The 18,569-nt window shown below is 68.2% G+C and carries 16 protein-coding genes; 6 read left to right on the top strand and 10 right to left on the bottom strand.

Translation table 11 applies throughout. From position 1 onward, the window contains the following. The first annotated feature begins 267 nt into the window (after positions 1 to 267). Entirely contained in the window at positions 268 to 1,590 is a 1,323-nt protein-coding gene (guaD, locus tag ABIE41_RS21745) for a guanine deaminase (protein WP_192642307.1), read from the top strand. 55 nt (positions 1,591 to 1,645) lie between these two features. Continuing rightward, a complete protein-coding gene (locus ABIE41_RS21740) occupies positions 1,646 to 2,668 on the top strand; it encodes a nucleotidyltransferase family protein (RefSeq protein ID WP_192642306.1) in 1,023 nt (340 codons plus the stop codon). 10 nt (positions 2,669 to 2,678) lie between these two features. On the opposite strand, the gene ABIE41_RS21735 is transcribed toward ABIE41_RS21740, so the two are convergent. The 7 genes from ABIE41_RS21735 to ABIE41_RS21705 form a co-directional block, all read right to left on the bottom strand. Further along, positions 2,679 to 3,536 carry a D-amino-acid transaminase gene (locus ABIE41_RS21735; RefSeq protein ID WP_192642305.1) on the bottom strand — a complete coding sequence of 286 codons (858 nt, stop codon included), beginning with the start codon at positions 3,534 to 3,536 and terminating at the stop codon, positions 2,679 to 2,681. Between the two features lie 107 nt (positions 3,537 to 3,643). Continuing rightward, positions 3,644 to 5,239 carry a peptide ABC transporter substrate-binding protein gene (locus ABIE41_RS21730; RefSeq protein WP_192642304.1) on the bottom strand — a complete coding sequence of 532 codons (1,596 nt, stop codon included), beginning with the start codon at positions 5,237 to 5,239 and terminating at the stop codon, positions 3,644 to 3,646. 121 nt (positions 5,240 to 5,360) lie between these two features. Further along, positions 5,361 to 5,873 (bottom strand): BLUF domain-containing protein, encoded by a 513-nt coding sequence (locus ABIE41_RS21725; RefSeq protein WP_192642303.1) that lies wholly within the window; start codon positions 5,871 to 5,873, stop codon positions 5,361 to 5,363. Between the two features lie 168 nt (positions 5,874 to 6,041). Continuing rightward, entirely contained in the window at positions 6,042 to 7,175 is a 1,134-nt protein-coding gene (locus tag ABIE41_RS21720; protein ID WP_192642302.1) for an alpha/beta hydrolase family protein, read from the bottom strand. Positions 7,176 to 7,270: 95 nt separating this feature from the next. Then, a complete protein-coding gene (locus tag ABIE41_RS21715) occupies positions 7,271 to 9,565 on the bottom strand; it encodes an NADP-dependent malic enzyme (protein ID WP_192642301.1) in 2,295 nt (764 codons plus the stop codon). A gap of 250 nt (positions 9,566 to 9,815) precedes the next feature. Then, complete coding sequence (locus ABIE41_RS21710) at positions 9,816 to 10,052, bottom strand: Lrp/AsnC ligand binding domain-containing protein (RefSeq protein ID WP_038361355.1); 237 nt, start codon at positions 10,050 to 10,052, stop codon at positions 9,816 to 9,818. Between the two features lie 55 nt (positions 10,053 to 10,107). Then, a complete protein-coding gene (locus ABIE41_RS21705; RefSeq protein WP_192642300.1) occupies positions 10,108 to 10,932 on the bottom strand; it encodes an alpha/beta hydrolase in 825 nt (274 codons plus the stop codon). Between the two features lie 181 nt (positions 10,933 to 11,113). Here ABIE41_RS21705 and ABIE41_RS21700 point away from each other — a divergent pair, with 181 nt between their 5' ends. Beyond that, entirely contained in the window at positions 11,114 to 12,115 is a 1,002-nt protein-coding gene (locus ABIE41_RS21700) for an asparaginase (protein ID WP_192642299.1), read from the top strand. A gap of 15 nt (positions 12,116 to 12,130) precedes the next feature. Here ABIE41_RS21700 and ABIE41_RS21695 read toward each other — a convergent pair whose 3' ends face one another. The 3 genes from ABIE41_RS21695 to meaB form a co-directional block, all read right to left on the bottom strand. Continuing rightward, on the bottom strand, positions 12,131 to 13,510 hold the full coding sequence (locus ABIE41_RS21695; protein ID WP_192642298.1) for a TIGR03808 family TAT-translocated repetitive protein: 1,380 nt from the start codon (positions 13,508 to 13,510) through the stop codon (positions 12,131 to 12,133). Positions 13,511 to 13,571: 61 nt separating this feature from the next. After that, positions 13,572 to 14,213: a pyroglutamyl-peptidase I gene (locus ABIE41_RS21690; protein WP_192642297.1), complete on the bottom strand. Its 642-nt coding sequence runs from the start codon at positions 14,211 to 14,213 to the stop codon at positions 13,572 to 13,574. Positions 14,214 to 14,217: 4 nt separating this feature from the next. Next, entirely contained in the window at positions 14,218 to 15,204 is a 987-nt protein-coding gene (meaB, locus tag ABIE41_RS21685; protein WP_192642296.1) for a methylmalonyl Co-A mutase-associated GTPase MeaB, read from the bottom strand. Positions 15,205 to 15,310: 106 nt separating this feature from the next. Here meaB and ABIE41_RS21680 point away from each other — a divergent pair, with 106 nt between their 5' ends. The 3 genes from ABIE41_RS21680 (at position 15,311) to ABIE41_RS21670 (ending at position 18,567) form a co-directional block, all read left to right on the top strand. Next, positions 15,311 to 16,480, top strand: coding sequence for an alpha/beta hydrolase (locus tag ABIE41_RS21680; protein WP_192642295.1), 1,170 nt, complete (start codon positions 15,311 to 15,313; stop codon positions 16,478 to 16,480). Between the two features lie 121 nt (positions 16,481 to 16,601). Further along, entirely contained in the window at positions 16,602 to 17,609 is a 1,008-nt protein-coding gene (locus tag ABIE41_RS21675; protein ID WP_192642294.1) for an alpha/beta hydrolase, read from the top strand. A 61-nt stretch (positions 17,610 to 17,670) separates the two neighbouring features. Then, the gene (locus ABIE41_RS21670; RefSeq protein ID WP_192642293.1) at positions 17,671 to 18,567 is read left to right on the top strand and encodes an alpha/beta hydrolase family protein; all 897 of its coding nucleotides are present in this window, start codon (positions 17,671 to 17,673) and stop codon (positions 18,565 to 18,567) included. The last annotated feature ends 2 nt before the right edge of the window (positions 18,568 to 18,569 follow it).

Genomic DNA, 18,569 nt, shown 5'->3' with positions numbered 1-18,569 from the left:
AGTGCGATGCATGATCCCGCATCCGCGCAGTCATCCCGGACAAGCGGCGAAGCCGCGCAGCTCCGGGATCCATCGGAGGGCTCCGGTGATCTACGATGGATCCCGGATCTCCGCTGCGCTGCGTCCGGGATGACGGCGCGGTTGAAGTGTGCGGTAGCAAGTCAGCGGGGAGAGACATCATGCCCTCAGATTAGGCATGATCTCCGCTTGGCCGGAAGCTTTGATTTGGTGCAGATGTGATGTGAATCCGAGCCGGAGTGCGCATCCTTGAGCCAGACCAGCCCCCTTTGCGCCCTGCGCGGCCGCCTTTTGTGGTTCGTGGCCGATCCGCACGATGTCGGCGAGGCGGCGCATCGTTATGTCGCGGATGGGGTGCTGGTGATCGAGGGCGGCGTCATTCGTGCCGTCGGCGCGGCGGAGGACATCCTGCCGACCCTGCCGGCGGGGACGCAGATCACCGACCACCGCCCGCATCTTATCATGCCCGGCTTCATCGACGCCCATCTGCACATGCCGCAGACGCAGGTGATCGCCTCCTATGGCGCCCAGTTGATGGACTGGCTCAACCGCTACACCTTCGTCGAGGAGCAGCGTCTGGCGCAACAGGGCCACCCCGAAAAGCTCGCGACCTTCCTGCTCGATGAATTGCTGGCCAACGGCACGACGACGGCGGTGATCTACTGCTCCGTGCATCCGCAATCGGCGGAAGCGCTGTTTGCCGAATCCGAGCGCCGCAACACCCGCATGATCGCCGGCAAGGTGATGATGGACCGCAATGCGCCCGAGGCGCTCACCGATACAGCCGAGAGCAGCTATGCCGACTCGAAGGCGCTGATCGAGCGCTGGCACGGCAAGGGCCGCCAGCTTTACGCCATCACCCCGCGCTTCGTGGTGACCTCGACGCCGGAGCAGATGGAGGCCGCCGGGCGGCTAGCCGCTGAACATCCAGACTGCCATGTCCAGACGCATATCAACGAGAACCGCGCCGAGATCGCGCTCGCCAACGAGCTTTATCCCGAGCCGGGCGACTATGCCGGCATCTACCAGCATTATGGCCTGATCGGCCCCAAGAGCCTGCTCGGCCACTGCATCCACATGACCGACCGCGAATGGCGGCGCTTTGCCGAAACTGGCACGGTCGCCGTCTTCTGCCCGACCTCGAACCTTTTCCTCGGCTCGGGCCTGTTCGACTGGGCCCGAGCCCGCGCGGAGGGCGTGCCGGTCGCCGTCGCGACCGATATCGGCGGCGGCACCTCCTATTCGATGCTGCGGACGATGTCGGAGGCCTACAAGGTGCTGCAGTTGCAGGGGCAGTCGCTCTCGGCCTTCGCCGCGCTCCACGCCATCACGCTCGGCAACGCCAAGGCGCTGAAGCTCGACCATCTGATCGGCTCGCTGGAGCCCGGCCACGAGGCCGACATCGTCGTGCTCGACGCGGGCGCCCAGCGCGCCATGGCGCACCGGCTGGAGACGGCGCGCGATCTGGCCGAGGAGCTGTTCGTGCTGGTCACGCTCGGCGACGAGCGCAACGTCGTCGGGACCTATGTGATGGGGGAGCGGGTGGAACGGCCGCCATGTTCAACACATTGATTTTTTGTTGAACACGAAGCATGTTCAACAACGTTCGATCATGTTGAACATGGCCATGGCCGAGATCGCTTATCACTCATCACTGGCCCACAGCGCCTACTACGATCTGCTCAACGCGCTGCGGGACGAAACGGTTTCCGAGCTGCGCGGCGCTCCGACCCGTGTCGAGCGCAATGGCCGCGTTTACTGGTACGACAGCTACCGCGTCGGCACCGAGGTCAAGAAAGCTTACATCGGCGAGGACAGCTCGCAATTGAGGCAGCGTCTGGACGGGGCGGCGACCATCAAGGCTGCGGCGGTCGAGCGACGCAGCCAGCGCACGCGCCTGATCCGGATCCTCCGGGCGGAAGGCTTCCTTCCGATCGACGCCGCCACCGGGAGCCTCGTGGCGGCGCTGGCAGCGACGGGCGTGTTTCGACTTGGCGGCACCCTCGTCGGCACGCTGGCTTTTCGTCTTTACGAGGGCGAACTCGGCGTGGGCTACCGGCTCGACGATGCCGCCCAGACCAACGACATCGATATTGCCAGTTTCGAGCGATTGTCGCTGGCGGTGCAGGACAGTGTCGAGGAAGGCCTGCCGCGACTGCTCGGCGATTTGGCCTTCGAACCCGTTCCGGGGCTGGATCGCCACAGGAGCTGGCGCTGGCGGCAGAGCCGCAAGAACCTGTTGGTTGAGTTCCTGACGCCGTCCTTTACCGACACGGAGGACACCAGGCCCCTGCAGGCATTGGGCGTGCACGCCCAATCGCTCCACTATCTCAATTTCCTGCTCGCGGAGCCGATCCTCGCCGCGCTCTGCTATCGCAACGGCGTTCTCGTCCAGATACCCCGGCCGGAGCGCTTCGCGATCCACAAGCTGATCGTGTCCGACCGGCGGCGAGAAGGAGCCGACAGCCTGAAATCGATCAAGGACCGCCGACAGGCGGCGTTCCTGATCGAAATCCTTGCGCGCGATCGTCCTGATGAACTGCGAGAGGCCTATCAGGACGCCTTGGCCCGCGGCCCACGCTGGCGCGAGCGACTCGCCGCTGCGCTGGCTCGCATGGAGGGAACGAAGATGCTTCTGGACGCTCTGTAGCCCGCCGGGGTCACCCCAGCACGCCGCCCTTGCGGGCAAAATCGATATAGATTTCGCGCAGGCGCAGCGCGGTCGGGCCCGGGGCGCCGTTGTGGATGCTGTGGCCGTCGATCGTCGTCACCGGCATGACGAGGCTGGTGGCGGAGGTGATGAAGGCCTCCTCGGCGTCCAGCGCCTCGGCCAGCGTGAATTCGCGCTCCTCGAAGGCGAAGCCCGTTTCTGCGATATAGGCCAGCACGGCCATGCGGGTGATGCCGGGCAGGACCTTGTTGGAGAGCGGCCGCGAGATCAGCGTCTTGCCCTTGACGATCCAGGCGGTCGACGAGGCGCCCTCGGTGACGACGCCGTCCTCGATCATCCAGGCTTCCTGCGCGCCGCTTTCGGCTGCGAACTGCTTGGCCAGCACCGGGGCGAGCAGGTTGACGCTCTTGATGTCGCGCCGGGCCCAGCGCAGATCCGGTGTCGAAACGACCTTGATGCCGGTCTTCACCGCCGGGGCGTTCACGAAGTTGCGGGCCTGGGTGAACATCACCAGCGTCGGCGTGACGTCCTTCGGGAAGGGGAAGTCGCGATCGGCCGCGCCGCGCGAGACCTGCAGATAGATGCCGCCTTCGTCGAGGCTGTTGCGCTTGATCAGTTCCTCGTGGATCGCAACCAGCTCGGCCTTCGACCAGGGCAGGGCCAACCGGATCTCGCCGCAGGAGCGTTCGAGCCGGGCCAGATGCGCCTCGCAATCGACCAGCTTGCCGCCGATCACGGCCGAAACCTCGTAGATGCCGTCGCCGAAGATGAAGCCGCGGTCGAAGATCGAGATCTTGGCATCCTCCTCGGGGAGATAGGCGCCGTTCACATAGACAATGCGGGACATCGGTCGGCTCTCGTCAGCGGGTTTCCAACAGCATCGCTCCTAGCCGAGACGCAAGCTGGGCGCGAGGGGCGAATGCCGGCGTCGATGCGGGGGCAGCCCCGCTTCTGTCAGGGGCGAAAGCTCAGGAAGCGCGAGGGGATCGCGCCTTGCGGGTTCGGCGCGAAGCCGGCGAGCCGGTTCGAGACGAGGTTCTTGTGCGAATAGTGCAGCACCGGGATCCAGGGTTGGTCGCGGACGATCAGGCTGTCGGCCTCCCGCAGGATCGCGGCGCGCCTGGCGAGATCGGCTTCGCCGGCCGCGAGCCCCAACAGCGCGTCGAACTGCGGATCGGCATAGCGACCGACATTGAAGGCAGTGTTGTCGCTCCGGAACAGGAAGAGGAAGGTCTGCGGATCGGAATAGTCGCCGATCCAGCCATAGCGGGCGACGTCGAAATCGCCGCCCTCGCGCAGATGGGCGAAATGCGCCGCGCTGTCGGTCTCGATCAGTGACGTCTCGACGCCGATCGCCGCCCATTGCTCCGCGATGGCCGCAATGGTGCGCCGGTTGTTGTCATTGCGGTTGTAGCGCAGCTCGATGCGCAGCGGCACGCCGGCTCCGTAGCCCGCGGCCGCCATCAGCCGCTTCGCCTCGTCTTCACGTTCGAGCGGGGAGGCGGCCTTGAAGTCGAGTTCGGCGCGTTCGCCATAATTGCCGATATGGGGAGGGATCACGCCATAGGCCGGCAGCATGGTGCCGGCCCAGACGCGCTCGGCGATGAACTCCCGGTCGATCGCGAGCGACAGCGCCCGGCGCAGCCGCGCATCGGAGAAGGGGGCTTTGGCCGTGTTGAGCAGCAGGAAATAGGTGCCGAGCGCCGGAGAGACGCGGACCTGTGCGCCCAGCCGCCCTCGCAGGGCCGCGATCTGGTCGGTGGGGATGTCGGTGGTCAGGTGCAGCTCGCCCGCCACGAAGCGCCGCGCCGCGACCGCCGCATCGGCGATGGGGTAGGAGATCACCGTTTCGATGCGGACCTCGGCGGCGCTGTGGAAGGCGGGGTTGCGGTCCAGCCGGATATGGGAACTGGGCACGAATTCCTTCAGCACATAGGGGCCGTTCGAGACCCAGTCCGCCACCCGCGCGGCCAGCCGGCCGGGCCGGTCCGCGGTCGCCGGGTGGACAGGCAGCGCGGCCTGGTGCGCCAGCAGTTCGAGCAGATGCGGCGTCGGACGTTCCAGCCGGATTTCGAGCAGCCCGGGCTCCGGGGCCGACACGCCGAGATCCTCCACGCGCGCACCTTCGGCCGCCTTGTGGATGCGCTCGGCGTTCAGGATCGGATCGAGCAGGGTCGCATAGGGCGCGCCCGAGCGCGGATCGACCATGCGCCGCAGCGAGAACACGAAGTCGGACGCCGTCACCGGCTCGCCATTCGACCAGCGCGCATCCCGACGCAGCATGAAGCGCCAGACCAGCCCGTCCTCGCTGGTCGTCCAACTCTCCGCCACGCCCGGCGCGATCTCGCCCTTCATCGTATGGATGACGAGGCCCTCATAGAGGTCGCGCAGCAGATGCGCCTCGGCGACGCTCGTCGTCCGCAGCGGATCGAGACTGCCAGGGTCGCCGTCATGGCTGCGATGAAGGACGCCTTGGGCCAGCGCGGCCCCAGCCGTCGCGAGCACCAACCCGATCGTCAGAACGAATGAGAGGCTCCGAATTCCAGGCATCGGGCGCGGTCCCTGCTGCCGCCGGCGCAAGTGAACCCGGCCGGGCGGGACGTCAGTAGAGCGCGACGCGAAGACGCCGCCAAGGGGCCGCGAGACAGGGTGGCACTCGCGGCCCTCAGCGTCAGGCGTGGCCGGCCGCGGTTCTGGCGACCGGCGCGGCGAATCCGGACCGATGGGTCGCATTGCCTTTGGGGAAATGGCTCTTCTTCTGCAGTTCGGAGGCGATCGATAGCAGCAGGTCGCGGATCTTGATCGAATCCCGGCCGGACTCGCCGATAAACTTGTTCAGGAACCGCATCTTCACCTGCAACTCGGCCGCGTTGTCGCGGATGAACTCGATCGAGTGAGCCAGCATCCCCGGCGCGAAGCAACGCTGGGGGATTTCACAGAATTCGACGATGCGGCAGCTGTCATGCCGCGCGTCCCGGCGGATGCATTTGTAGAGGTTGGCGACGTTGTCGAAGTCGCCCTCGATGATCTGGACGAATTTCCGGTCGAAGAAGAACATGAAGCCTGTGATATCGAAGACATGATTCTGTGCGGCCGCTACGGTCCGGATCGACTCCATTCCGTCTTCGAAATGATGGCCGTCAGGCAGCCGACAATGGCTGCTGTATATCAGCGACATGACCATGGAATGCTCCTGGTATTCAGCTTCGTTTGCGCAGCGTTGCTGCAATCGGCAAAAACGAATCAACCCAGGCCAACTGTGATCCCGCCCAAGGCAGAATGAGTTCCTCAATACGGCATAATTAACGTAAAGTAAATTGGCTTCCCTGCCCGCGAAGTGCCTCTTGTTTCGTCATTTCGGCTCGTCCAGCAGGAAACGGTCGTTCTCGAAGGCGATGACGCAGTCGGTTGCCAGAGCTCCGCAGTCGCGCAGCGCATTGGCCTTTGCGGTCTCGAGATCGGTCGTGCCGAACCAGTAGCGGAACTCCTTCTTGCTGCGGCTCAGCGCCATCGCCCGCTCGCCGGGGCCCGTGAAATAGCGCTCGAACACATCGAGCCGCGTGGTCAGGCCGAGCTTGACGTGGAAGGAGCGGCCCCGATCGCTGGGGATCGTCGGCAGGCCCCAGGCACGCAGCGAGGCGTCCATCTCGCGCAGCCACAAATGGCGCCCCTGTCCATGCAGGAAGGCCATGTGGCCGCGCGGCTTGAGCTCCGGCAGGTCGATGAAGCGCACATCCGCCCCGGCATCGAGCGCCGCCTTGCGCATGCGCGCGACCAGGGACGGCGGAAAGAGCTCGTCGTTGCGGGCATAGATCCAGAGTTGCGGCACAGCGTCCGGCCCCTGCCAGGCGGTCATGGCCGCGACCAGCGCGTCCTGTCCGCGCTCGGTGCAGCCCTCGAGATTGAGCCCGCCGGCGACGTTGACGACGCCGCGCAGGCCTGGCGGCTTGCGGCGCATCAACGACATCGCCGTGGCGCCGCCGGCCGATTCCCCGAGCAGGATCACCCGCTGCCCATCCACATCCGGTCGTGCCTGGAGGGCGCGCAGCGCGCCCTCGATGTCATCAGCGTCGTCGCCGAATGAGCCGGCGATATCCGGGGCAGGGCAGGAGGCCAGAGACGGCAGCGGCCCGTCGGACTGTCCGGCACCGCGGCGCATCACCACCGCGGCGAGCCAGCCCCGGCGGGCGAGGTCGCGCGCCAGCGTGGCGTAGCGGGCCGCCCGCAGATCGCCCATGCTGAGCGAACTGCTGTTGCGGCCATGGGTGATGATCGCCAGCGGCAGCCGCCCGGTCGCGCCCTCGGGCCGCACGATCAGGCTTTCGAGCCGGACCTCGCGCCCCTTCGCCTGGACGCGCAGGAAGCCGTTTTCCTGCCGCAGCGGCTCGCCGATCGGGGCGCCTTCTGCTGCAGCGGGAGGGGGAAGGACTGCGACGGCCAGCGCCGCCAGCAGGCCGAGGGCACGCAGAATCGTCGCAGGACTCAAGACCGGCTCCCCCCAAGGCAACGGCACCGCCCTCGGGAAGGCAGGCCGAGGCGATCATGGCAGAGCCCGTGTCCCTGCCGCAACGGATGCAGGATTCAGCCGGCCGCCGCCGCCCGCTCCTGCGCCTCGACCACCGCCACCGCCGTCATGTTGACGACGCCGCGCGCGGTCACCGAGCCGGTGAGGATGTGCACGGGCTTGGCCGCGCCGATCAGGATCGGCCCGACCGGCAGCGCATCTGCCAGCACCTTGGCGAACTGGTAGGCGATGTTGGCGGCGTCCAGGTTGGGGAAGATCAACACGTTGGCCACGCCCTTCAGCCGCGAGGAGGGCAGCACGCGCTCGCGCACCATCGCCACCAGCGCGGTATCGGCTTCCATCTCGCCATCGCATTCCAGATCCGGTGCGCGCTCGCGGATCAGGCCCAGCGCCTTGCGCATCTTGAGCGCCGAGGGCGTATCGGCGGCGCCGAAATCGGAGTGCGAGAGCAGCGCGATCTTGGGCTCGATGCCGAAGCGGGCGACGTGGCTTGCCGCCAGCACTGTCATGTCCGCGATCTCCTCGGCGCTGGGATCATGCTTCACATGGGTGTCGGCGAGGAAGAAGGCGCCCTTGTTGGTGATGATCAGCGTCATCGCCGAGATGTCGCAGACGCCGGGTGCCAGCCCGATGATGTCCTTGATGTGCCGCAGCCGCGACATGAACCGGCCCTCGAGGCCGGTGATCATCGCATCGGCCTCGCCGCGCGCCACTGCGAGCGCCGCGATCACCGTGTTGTTGGTGCGCACAAGCGAGCGGGCGGCCTCCGGCGTGATGCCGCGGCGGCCGGCGATGTCGAGATAGGTCTGGACATAGTCGCGATAGCGCGGGTCGTCCTCGGGGTTGATCACCTCGCAGTCGATGCCCGGCCGGATCGACAGGCCGAAACGCTGCACGCGGCTTTCGATCACGCTCGGGCGACCGATCAGGATCGGGATCGCGAGCCCCTCCTCCAGCGCCACCTGCGCCGCCCGCAGCACGCGCTCGTCCTCACCCTCGGCATAGATCACGCGCTTGGGGTCAGCCTTCGCCTGGGCGAAGAGCGGCTTCATGATGAAGCCGGAGCGGAAGACGAAGCGCGACAGCTCCTCGCGATAGGCGTCGATGTCGGGAAGGGGCTTGCGCGCCACGCCGGTCGCCATCGCCGCCTGCGCCACGGCCGGCGCGATCCGGATGATCAGCCGCGGGTCGAACGGGTTGGGGATCAGTGAGGTCGCGCCGAAGGTCGAGGATTCGCCGCCATAGGCACGCGCCGCGATGTCCGACGTCGCCTCGCGCGCCAGCGCCGCAATGGCGCGCACGGCGGCGAGCTTCATCGCCTCGTTGATCGTCGTCGCCTGCACGTCGAGCGCGCCGCGGAAGATGTAGGGGAAGCAGAGGACGTTGTTGACCTGGTTGGGATAGTCGGAGCGCCCGGTGCAGATCATCGCGTCGGGGCGCACGGCCAGCGCGTCCTCGGGCGTGATCTCGGGATTGGGGTTGGCCAGCGCCAGGATCAGCGGCTTGGGACCCATCGCCCTGGCCATTTCGGGCTTCAGCACGCCGGCGGCCGAGAGACCGAGGAACACGTCGGCGCCGGGGATCACCTCGGCCAGGGTGCGGGCGTCGGTCTCCTGCGCGTAGATTTCCTTCCAGCGGTCCATCAGGGTGTTGCGGCCCTTGTGGACGACGCCTTCCAGGTCGGTGACCCAGATGTTCTTGCGCTGCGCGCCGAGCTCGACCAGCAGGTTGAGGCAGGCCAGCGCGGCTGCGCCCGCGCCCGACACGACGATCTTGACGTCGCCGATCTTCTTGCCCGACAGGTCGAGCCCGTTGAGGATGGCCGCCGAGACGATGATCGCCGTGCCATGCTGGTCGTCATGGAAGACCGGGATGTTCATCCGGGCCTTGAGCTGCTCCTCGATCTCGAAGCATTCCGGGCCCTTGATGTCCTCGAGATTGATGCCGCCGAAGGTCGGCTCCAGCGCCGCGACGACCTCGACGAACTTCTCGATGTTCTTCTGCTCGACCTCGATATCGAAGCAATCGATCCCGGCGAATTTCTTGAACAGGACGGCCTTGCCCTCCATCACCGGCTTGGAGGCGAGCGGCCCGATGTCGCCCAGCCCCAGCACGGCGGTGCCGTTGGTGATGACGGCGACGAGGTTCTGCCGCGAGGTCAGCTCCGCAGCCTGGGAAGGATCGTCCACGATCGCCTCGCAGGCGGCGGCGACGCCGGGCGAATAGGCCAGCGCGAGGTCGCGCTGGTTGCCGAGCGGCTTGGTCGCCTGGATCTCGATCTTACCGGGGCGGGGCTGGCGGTGGTAGACGAGCGCGCCGGAGCGGAGATCGGGGGACAGGTTGCTCTTCATCGCGGCGGCTCCGGCGGCGCAGGCTCAATGTCAGGAGCAGCCGAGGTCGCGCGAACGAGGGGAGGTCGTCAAGCGCAGAACATGCATTAATCGCAGGCAGGGGTCGCCGCTGCCGGCACACGCGATCGCAGCGGCAGGAACTGCGCGGTTGAATCAGCGTGTGAAGGCCCTTGCGCGACAGCTGAAGAGATCGATTCAAGCCTCTGGCAGGAATCGCTTTTCGTGTCGCGCTGCGGTGCCGGGATAGGGCTCAGAACGCCTTGAAGGTAATGATCGTGTGGGTGTCGGCGATCTCGGGGATCGACTGCACCTTCTGGGCGACGAAATGGCCGATATCGACATCCGCGGCGACATGGAACTTCGCCAGGATGTCGTAATTGCCCGCCGTCGAGTAGATCTCCGAGGCGATCTCGCGATCGGCGAGCTCGCTGGCGACCTCATAGGTCTTGCCGAGCTTGCATTTGATCTCGACGAAGAAGGTCTGCATCACGGGCTCCGGAGTGTGGCCGAGGGTTCTCGATAGAACCTCACAGCCCTGCAGATCAAGCGCCGGCGAGTTCCGCGATGCGGCGTGTCATGCCGTTCTCGGGATCGGCGAGGCCGGCGATCACCGTGAAGTGGTTGGCACCGGCGATCTCCTCATAGCGGGTCTGGACGCCCGACAGGCCCCAGACATCGACGATGCGACGGCTCTGCTTGAAGTACTCCTCGCTCTCGTCGCCGCCGACCACCGCATCCATCACCAGGCCGGAGGGGGCGGGCCAGAACAGCGGGCTCTCGCGTTCGGCAGCCTCGAAGCTGAGCTTGAGCGCGCCGTTGATGCTCGTCTCCGTCAGCGGCTTCAGGTTGTAGAGGCCCGAAATGCCATAGGCGGCCGGCACGAGATGCTCCGGCAGGCCGTCCTCGACATTGGCCCAGTTGGTCGCGAGCAGGCAGGAGGCGAGATGCCCGCCGGCCGAGTGGCCCGTGGCGACAACGGGCAGGCCATAGCGTTGCCAGAGCGCAGCCGCGGCCTGCTGCATCTCCCAGATGATATGGCCGACCTCGACCTGCGGGCAGAGATCGTAGCCGACGACCGCGACGGGCAGGCCGCGGCGGTTCAGCCCGCGCGCCATATGCGAGAAGAAGCTGCGGTCCAGCGCCTGCCAGTAGCCGCCATGGATGAACATGACGATGGCGTTGCCGCTGCGCGTCTCCGGCTTGAACAGGTCGTAGCGCTGGCGTTCGCCTTCGCCATAGGCGACGCCGAGTTCGGCGGGCGCTTCGCTGCGATAGGCCTCGGCGTCGCGGGCCCAGCCGGCGATCAGTTGCGGATGCTCCGGCACGCGGGCGCGGTTGTTGTACTGGGTTTCGTAGTCGCTCGACATGGCTCGGCTCCGGTTCGCCCGATAGGCAGACGCGGCCCGCTCGGGGCGCCACGGTCCTGATGGCGGTTGCTGCCAGTTTGCGCCATCGCTTTTGACAGGTCGAGCCGCGGGCGGCACAAGGCTGCGCGCCGGGCGCATGGCCCCGCACCGATGCCGACACCGCTGCGACCCGGAGACGACGATGGACAACCCGATTCTGGCCGAGGTCACGCGCGGAAACACGGTCGAGTCGCGCCACCGCGGCGCCGCCATTGTCATGGATGCCGACGGCGCCGTGGTCTTCGCGGCCGGCGACGTCGAGCGGCCGGTGTTCCCGCGCTCTGCGGTCAAGGCGATCCAGGCGCTGCCCCTGCTCGAGAGCGGCGCCGCCGACCGCTACGGCCTCACCGAAGCCGAGATCGCACTCGCCGTCTCCTCCCATTCGGGCGAGCCGCTCCATGCCGAGACTTCCGCCGCCATGCTGGCCAAGGCCGGGCGCGAGCCTGGCTGCCTCGAATGTGGCGCGCATTGGCCGACCAACGAGAACGCTGCGCGGGCGATGGCCCGGGCCGGCCGTGAGCCGAGCGCACTCAACAACAACTGCTCCGGCAAGCATGCCGGATTCGTCTGTCTCTCCTGCGGCATCGACGAAGACCCCGCGGGCTATATCCGGGCCGAGCACGCCGTGCAGAAGGCCGTGCGCGGCGCGCTCGAGGAGGTCACCGGCGCAGCCCATTCGCGCGACCTGATGGGCACCGACGGCTGCTCGATCCCGACCTATGCCGTGCCGCTGAAGGCCCTGGCGCTCGGCTTCGCCCGCCTCGGCACAGGACACGGCTTCGGACCGAAGCGCGCCGAGGCCGCTACCCGCATCCGGAAGGCCGCCGCGGCTCATCCCTTCATGGTCGCCGGCACCGGCCGCTTTGACACCCGCGCCATGGAGCTGTTGCGCGAGCGGATCTTCATCAAGACCGGCGCCGAAGGCGTGTATTGCGGGGCCCTCCCGGAGCTGGGCTACGGCATCGCGCTGAAATGCGATGACGGCGCCGGGCGCGCGGCGGAGGTGGTGATGGCCAGCCTGATCGCGCGCTTCCTGCCGATGGACGAGGCTGAAGGCGCCGCCTTCGCGCCGCTGCGCGAGAGCGTGATGACGAATTGGAACGGCATCGAGGTCGGCCGGGTGAGGGCGGGGTCGGGCGGCTGAGACGCCGGCTGCGTCTCAGCCCACCGCGTTGTTCTCGACCCGCACGCCCGTGGCCCGGGCGTCGGGGCCCCGGGTGAGATCGCCCGTCACGGCCTTCCCATATTCCGTTCCGACCACCGCGCCGCGGCTCGCCTCGGCGATGACGTTGCCTGAGATCACGGCATTGCGCTGCTTGGGAACGAGCGAGACGCCGATGCCGATGCCGGTCCGGCGCACCATGTTTCCGGTCGCGACGAGGTTGCGCATGCCCCAGGACCAGCCGAGCGAGATGCCGATCTCGCTGGCGTCCTCGATGACGTTGCCGGTGACCGCGGCTTCGGCCTCGACATGGACGCCGATGCCGCCGATCGGCTCCTTCACGCCCGGATAGAGTCCCTTGCGGGCGCGCCGGACGATGTTGTTGGCGAAGACGCTGAGCCGGCCGCCATGGTCGAGATTGGTGATGTTGGCACCCTGGGCGCAGTCCTCGATCAGATTGTTCGCGATGATCGCGCCCTCGAAGGCGAACTCCGAATAGAGTCCGCATTCGCCACAGCGCCGGCCCTGATTGCCGAGGATCTGGACGCTGGTGCCGGAATTGTTGCGGATGAAGGTCAGGGCGCAGTCGCGCAGCTGATTGCCCTCGATGATGACGCCACCGGCCCGGTACAGGCTGATGCCGTTGCCGTTGGGCCCGTCGCCACCGGCATCGGCCCGGATGCGCTCGACCCGGTTGCCCCGCACAAAGGAGCGCTCGTCGCCCGCCTGGCTGCGCCAGAGCTGGATGCCGTTGTTGCCGCAATCCTCGACAGAGTTGCGCTCGATCCGCAGTCCCTGCGAGTCGAGCGAGAACAACGCCGATTCCCGCATCGACCGGAATTCGCTGCCCTCGATGAAGCCGCCCGAGCGGTTCAGCAGGAGCCCGACCGAACCGGCCCTGGCGAAGGCGCAGTCCTGGATGTCGAGTTGCCCGACACCCTCGGCCACGAGCAGCCCCTCGCTGGCCGGGGCGGGGATATCGAGCCCGTCCAGCGTCAGCCCGCGCAGTGACGCCCGCCCGACGCCGCGAGCCGACAACAAAGGTCCCGCCTGCGCCGCGACGAGGACGGTCGCGCCCCGCACGCCGACGAGATTCGCTCCCTCGGGCAGGACGATGCGGCCGATGCGATAGCGCCCGGGCGCGATGGCGAGCGGCGCCTGCCTGCGGGCGGCCTCCGCCAGTGCGGCCTGAAGCTGGCGCGACTGATCGTCGGGCGACCCGGGTCGCAACCCGAACTGGGAGGCATCGAGGCCGAGGCCCCCGAGCGGGACGGCGCGTTGCGGCGTCTGGGCGCGCAGCGGCGCGGCCGCGAGTGCGGCTGTGCCGAAAACGGCCGTCGCGAGCAGCGAGCGTCGCGAGATGGCAGGGGAGGTCATGGCCATGGCACCGCTGGTTCAAGCCCCATGCCGTGGCCGCCTGTGTCGTTCCGGGACGTGCTCAGCCGGATCTTCGCCCATGCCGGGCAAGGTCGATCCCCATCTCAGTGAGGCTGGCGACGAGACTTGCCGTTGACGGGCGGAAGGAGGCGACCCGCGCTTGCGGCTTGGCGCCGGGCGCGGGCCGCAGCCACGGCACATGGATGAAGATCACCGGCACGCCGCTACTGCGGTTAGGCCGGAGGGCGGCCGCGTAGCAGGCGTCGCAGAGATAGCGCCCGGCCGAGGGCGACAGCGCACTGCGCAGCCCGTGGCGGCGCAGTGCGGCCAGCGCGGCCTGCGGATTCCCCGTCGTCCAAAGGGGAAGGGCGGCCGGCAACGGCCTTGCGGTCGGTGTCGCCCCGCTGGAGTCGGGATGGAGCGGGCTGGCATGGCCGCGGCCGAAGAGCTCGACCCGGATCTTGCGGGCGCGCGCAGCGAGGCCCAGCATCAGGATCGCCCGGGGGCGCACCTCCGCGAGATGGGCGCGCAGGTGCGGCAGCCCTCCCGCATAGCTGGTTTCCAGGATCAGGGCCTCTGCGGCGAAGCCGGCGGCCTGCAGTCGGCTTGCCACGGCCCGCGCGAGAGCGGTCGTCGGATTGACCCGCACCCGCGGGAAAGGGCCGAAGCCCGTGACCAGAATGTCGGGGCGGGCTTCTTTCATCGGCTTACAATCCCAACGCCTGCGCGATGTCGTCGGCTGCGAGCGTCGGTGCCAGCTTGCCGGCCGCGACAGCCGCTTCGAGCGCGGGCGTCGCGGCCTTCAGCGCCGGGTCGTCGCGCAGCTTCGCCCGCAGCCGGTCCTCGACCATGGCCCACATCCATTTGACGTCCTGTGCATGGCGCTTTCGGGCGATGAGCCCCTTCGCCTCATGGCGGGCGCGGTGATCCTCGATCTTGGCCCAGAGCGTGTCGAGCCCGTCGCCGCTCAGCCCCGAGATCGTCACCACCGGCGTCGACCAGAGCGGAGACGAAGGCGCCAGAATGTGCAGCGCCGCCTGGTACTGCGCCGCGGCGGCGCGCGCGGCGGTCGCGCCAGCCCCGTCCGCCTTGTTGACCGCGATCATGTCCGCGAGCTCGATGATGCCCTTCTTGATGCCCTGCAACTCGTCGCCGGCATTGGGCAGCATCAGAACCAGGAAGAAATCGGTCAGCTCCGCCACAGCCGTCTCGGACTGCCCGACGCCGACCGTCTCGACCAGGATGACGTCGAAACCCGCCGCCTCGCAGAGCAGCATCGTCTCGCGAGTCCGCGCCGCGACGCCACCGAGCGTGCCGGAGGATGGCGAAGGGCGGATATAGGCGCGAGCGTCGACTGCGAGACGGGCCATGCGCGTCTTGTCGCCCAGGATCGAGCCGCCGCTGCGCGAGGATGAGGGATCCACCGCCAGCACTGCGACCTTGTGGCCGCGACCGGTGAGCAGGCTGCCGAGCGCATCGATCGTGGTCGATTTGCCAACGCCCGGCACGCCGGTGATGCCGACCCGGATCGCGCCTCCCGTCTTCGGCAGGATCGACTGGACGAGGGTGCTGGCCTGCCGGCGGTGATCGGGCCGGCGCGACTCGACCAGCGTGATCGCGCGTGCCAGCGCCGCACGGTCGCCGGCGAGGAGGCCGTCGGCGAGGGCGGTGACAGGAGCGCTGAGATCGGCCATGAGTCCACCTAGCAAGGCCGGGGGTCATGCGACAAGGTTCGGGAGGAGGGCGGCCTCCCTAATGTTGCCGACCGACCGGCCTGCGTCATGGCGGCGCTTTCGGGCGATGAGGACGATGCAGGCGGTGGTGCGGTTCAAGATCCTGGTTCTGGCGCTGCTCGCTCCCCTGGCGCTGGCCGCCTGCGGCACGCCGCGGGTGCTCGAGATCAGCAGGGGTGCCACCGGTGAGGTCGCGGGCAAGGTCGAGATCTTCGTCGCGACGACGCGCGAGGCATCGGCGGAGCCGGTCTATTTCAGCGGCGAGCGCGGGCCGCGGCTGTCCTTCGCCAGGCTCGACTTTACCGTCCCCCCCAGCCACCGGTCGGGCGAACTGGAACTGCCCGATTCGGGCCCGAGCGACCCCGCCAAGCATTTCGCCGTCACCAATGTGCAGCGGCTCGATCTCGCGCCCATCGTGGCGGATGTCCGCCGCGAAATCCTGAAGCGGCCCGCCTCACAGCGCGACGTGCTGGTCTTCGTGCACGGCTTCAACACGAATTTCGCCGATGCCGCCTATCGCTTTGCCCAGATCGTCCATGATTCGGGCTTCAAGGGTGTGCCGGTGCTCTTCACCTGGCCCTCGCGAGGGCAGTTGCTGGCCTATCCCTATGACCGCGAGAGCGCCTTCTATTCCCGCGACTTCCTCGAACTGAACCTGCGCGCCATCGCCCGCGACCTCGGCACCACGCGCATGGACATCCTCGCCCATTCGATGGGTACGCTGCTGACGCTGGAGACGATCCGGCAGGCCGCGATCCGTGGGGACGGCACCTTCGGCGGCAAACTCCGCGACATCATTCTGGCCGCGCCCGATGTCGATCTCGACGTGTTCAAGACGCAGATGCGCGAGATCAAGCGTCCCGTCACCGTCTTCGTCTCGGCCGATGACAGGGCGCTGGATTTCTCGCGCCGCTTCGCCGGCGACAAGACCCGCCTCGGTGCGGTCTCCGCCAAGGACACGCAGATCATCGCCGATCTCGAGAAACTCGGCGCGCGGATCATCGACCTCTCGGCGGAATCCTCGGGCGATCCTCTGAATCACAGCAAGTTCGCCTCCTCGCCCAAGGTCGTGCAGATGATCGGCCAGCGCCTGAAGGAGGATGGCGGCATCGCCACCGCCGGGCCCGGGCTTGGCGATCGGGTCGGCGACATCGCGGGGGGCGTCGTCGGCACGGTGGGCTCGACGGTGGGGCTGGTGGTGACCGCGCCCGCGGCGATCGTGTCCGGCCGCCGCTGACAGGCACGCCGATACCCTCTGCAGCGCAAGCGGGGCGCCGCCGCAATCTGGCCGCGTTAGCCTGTCGTTAAGAGTGCGCTGGCCAACTCGGCCTCCCACAACCGACCGGATTCCTGACACGATGCCAGTTTCGCGGCACGCTCCCTCACGCCGTCTAGCGATCTCGGGGCTTCTGGCTCTGGGGCTGTCGGCCTGCGCCCAGAGCGAGGCGACGGTCTCGCCCTTCGCGGAGCCGACCCGGGCCGATGCTTCGGCCCTTGGCAAGGAGCCGGAGTTGTTGGTCGTCACGACCCGGCGCTCGCTGGGGGCGCGCCAGCCCTATTTCGGCAGCGATCGCGGCTCGCTGACCTTCGCCGAGGTGCGACTGTCGCCACCGGCGAGGGGCATTTCCGGCCAGATTTCCTCGGTCGTCAGCGGCGACTGGGCGGTGCTCGGTGTCGACGCCGCCGATTCCTCCGATCCCGCCCGCGCCTTCGCGCAGGCCGCGACGGGCCGCGACGTGCTGCTCTATGTCCACGGCTTCAACGAGACCTTCGAATCGGCCGCCCGCAGCGCCGGGCAGCTCTCGCATTCGCTGGAGTTCCAGGGCCGCACCGCGATCTTCACCTGGCCCTCGGGCGGCAAGCTTTTCGACTACGCCTATGACCGCGAGAGCGCGCTGTGGTCTCGCGACGGCTTCGTCAGGGCGCTGCAGGCCCTGGTCGCCAACCCGACGGTAGGGCGCATCCATATCGTCGCCCATTCCATGGGAAGCTTCCTGACGCTGGAGGGGCTGCGCGAATTGCGCGATTCGGCCGAGGTCTATGCCCGCATCGGTTCGGTCATCTTCGCCTCGCCGGATGTCGACATCGACGCCTTCGAGCAGACCGTATCGCGCCTCGGCCCGCTCGCCCGCCGCATGACGGTGATCATCGACCCCGGTGACCGGGCGCTTGCCGTTTCGGCCCGCATCGCCGGTGGCGTGGCCCGCGCCGGGGCCACCGACCGCGCCCGGCTCGAGGCGTTGGGCGTGCGCGTCGCGGACACCTCGGGGCGTGGCTGGAGCATGCTCCGCCACGATCTCTTCCTGTCCGACAGCGAGGTCACGCAGGTCGTCCGCCGGGCCATGGACCGCGGCAAGGGCGCCTGAGACCGGGGCTTGCCGCCGCGGGGGTGCCCGCGCAATGTCGCCTCCGCGGAGGATCTTTGCCATGGCGATGTCCGGTCGGGGGGTGATGGTGGCGCTTCTGCTGGGCTGGAGCCTGCACGGCGCCGCGGCCCATGACCCGACGCCGTTCCAGGAGCCCGGCCGCAGCCATGTGATCCACGAGGACGTCTCGCCGGCCGGCGCCGAGGCGATCAATGTCGAGACTTATGTGCCGGCGGCCTGCACGGGCAAACCCTGTCCGCTGCTGATCGCGATCCACGGTCTGGAGCGCAATGCCGAGACCGCCCGCGAGAACTGGGTCGAGGCGGCCGAGCGCCATGGCCTGCTGATCGCGGCGCCGCATTTCGACCGCGACCGCTTCCCGACGCGGCTGTTCCAGCAGGGCGGCGTGCGCGACGAGGCGGATCCGGCCCGTTGGGTCTATGCCAGCATCGAGCGCTTTTTCGATCGCGCTCTGGCCAGCGGCCGCGTCGCAGGACCGAGCTATGTCCTGTTCGGACACTCGGCCGGCGCGCAATTCGTCCACCGCATGGTCCTGCTGATGCCGGCGGCGCGCTTCTCGACCGCGATCAGCGCCAACGCCGGCTACTACACCCTGCCTCGGCGGGGCGAGGCGGGCGGCTTCGCCTATCCCTATTCGCTGGCCGGCACGCCTGCGACCGAGGCGACGCTGGCAACCGCCCTTGCGAAGCCGCTTGTGGTGATGCTCGGCGAGCGGGACGACGACCCCGCCCATCCGCAGCTGAACCATAGTCGCGCAGCCGATGCGCAGGGGCCGAACCGGCTCGCCCGGGGACGCCATTTCATGGCCGTGGCGGCCACCGAGGCGGCCCGGCTGAAGGTGGAAAGCCCCTGGCGCGAGATCCTCGTGCCCGGCGTCGGCCACGATTCGCGGCGGATGGCCGCCGCCGCGGCGGAGGCTCTCTTCGCGGGGCGTTAGCC

Origin of the sequence: Bosea sp. OAE506 (genome assembly GCF_040546595.1) — a bacterium.
In the GTDB taxonomy this organism is placed as follows: domain Bacteria; phylum Pseudomonadota; class Alphaproteobacteria; order Rhizobiales; family Beijerinckiaceae; genus Allobosea.
The sequence above is the reverse complement of the archived record's forward strand: the minus strand, read 5'-3'. Positions and strand labels throughout refer to the sequence as shown.

What these genes read in the sequence shown, in the direction of transcription:
- ABIE41_RS21740 (WP_192642306.1), top strand. Translation starts at nt 1,646, where the DNA reads ATGGCCGAGATCGCTTATCACTCATCACTGGCCCACAGCGCCTACTAC.
- ABIE41_RS21735 (WP_192642305.1), bottom strand. Translation starts at nt 3,536, where the DNA reads ATGTCCCGCATTGTCTATGTGAACGGCGCCTATCTCCCCGAGGAGGAT.
- ABIE41_RS21730 (WP_192642304.1), bottom strand. Translation starts at nt 5,239, where the DNA reads ATGCCTGGAATTCGGAGCCTCTCATTCGTTCTGACGATCGGGTTGGTG.
- ABIE41_RS21725 (WP_192642303.1), bottom strand. Translation starts at nt 5,873, where the DNA reads ATGGTCATGTCGCTGATATACAGCAGCCATTGTCGGCTGCCTGACGGC.
- ABIE41_RS21715 (WP_192642301.1), bottom strand. Translation starts at nt 9,565, where the DNA reads ATGAAGAGCAACCTGTCCCCCGATCTCCGCTCCGGCGCGCTCGTCTAC.
- ABIE41_RS21710 (WP_038361355.1), bottom strand. Translation starts at nt 10,052, where the DNA reads ATGCAGACCTTCTTCGTCGAGATCAAATGCAAGCTCGGCAAGACCTAT.
- ABIE41_RS21705 (WP_192642300.1), bottom strand. Translation starts at nt 10,932, where the DNA reads ATGTCGAGCGACTACGAAACCCAGTACAACAACCGCGCCCGCGTGCCG.
- ABIE41_RS21700 (WP_192642299.1), top strand. Translation starts at nt 11,114, where the DNA reads ATGGACAACCCGATTCTGGCCGAGGTCACGCGCGGAAACACGGTCGAG.
- ABIE41_RS21695 (WP_192642298.1), bottom strand. Translation starts at nt 13,510, where the DNA reads ATGACCTCCCCTGCCATCTCGCGACGCTCGCTGCTCGCGACGGCCGTT.
- ABIE41_RS21690 (WP_192642297.1), bottom strand. Translation starts at nt 14,213, where the DNA reads ATGAAAGAAGCCCGCCCCGACATTCTGGTCACGGGCTTCGGCCCTTTC.
- meaB (WP_192642296.1), bottom strand. Translation starts at nt 15,204, where the DNA reads ATGGCCGATCTCAGCGCTCCTGTCACCGCCCTCGCCGACGGCCTCCTC.
- ABIE41_RS21680 (WP_192642295.1), top strand. Translation starts at nt 15,311, where the DNA reads ATGAGGACGATGCAGGCGGTGGTGCGGTTCAAGATCCTGGTTCTGGCG.
- ABIE41_RS21675 (WP_192642294.1), top strand. Translation starts at nt 16,602, where the DNA reads ATGCCAGTTTCGCGGCACGCTCCCTCACGCCGTCTAGCGATCTCGGGG.
- ABIE41_RS21670 (WP_192642293.1), top strand. Translation starts at nt 17,671, where the DNA reads ATGGCGATGTCCGGTCGGGGGGTGATGGTGGCGCTTCTGCTGGGCTGG.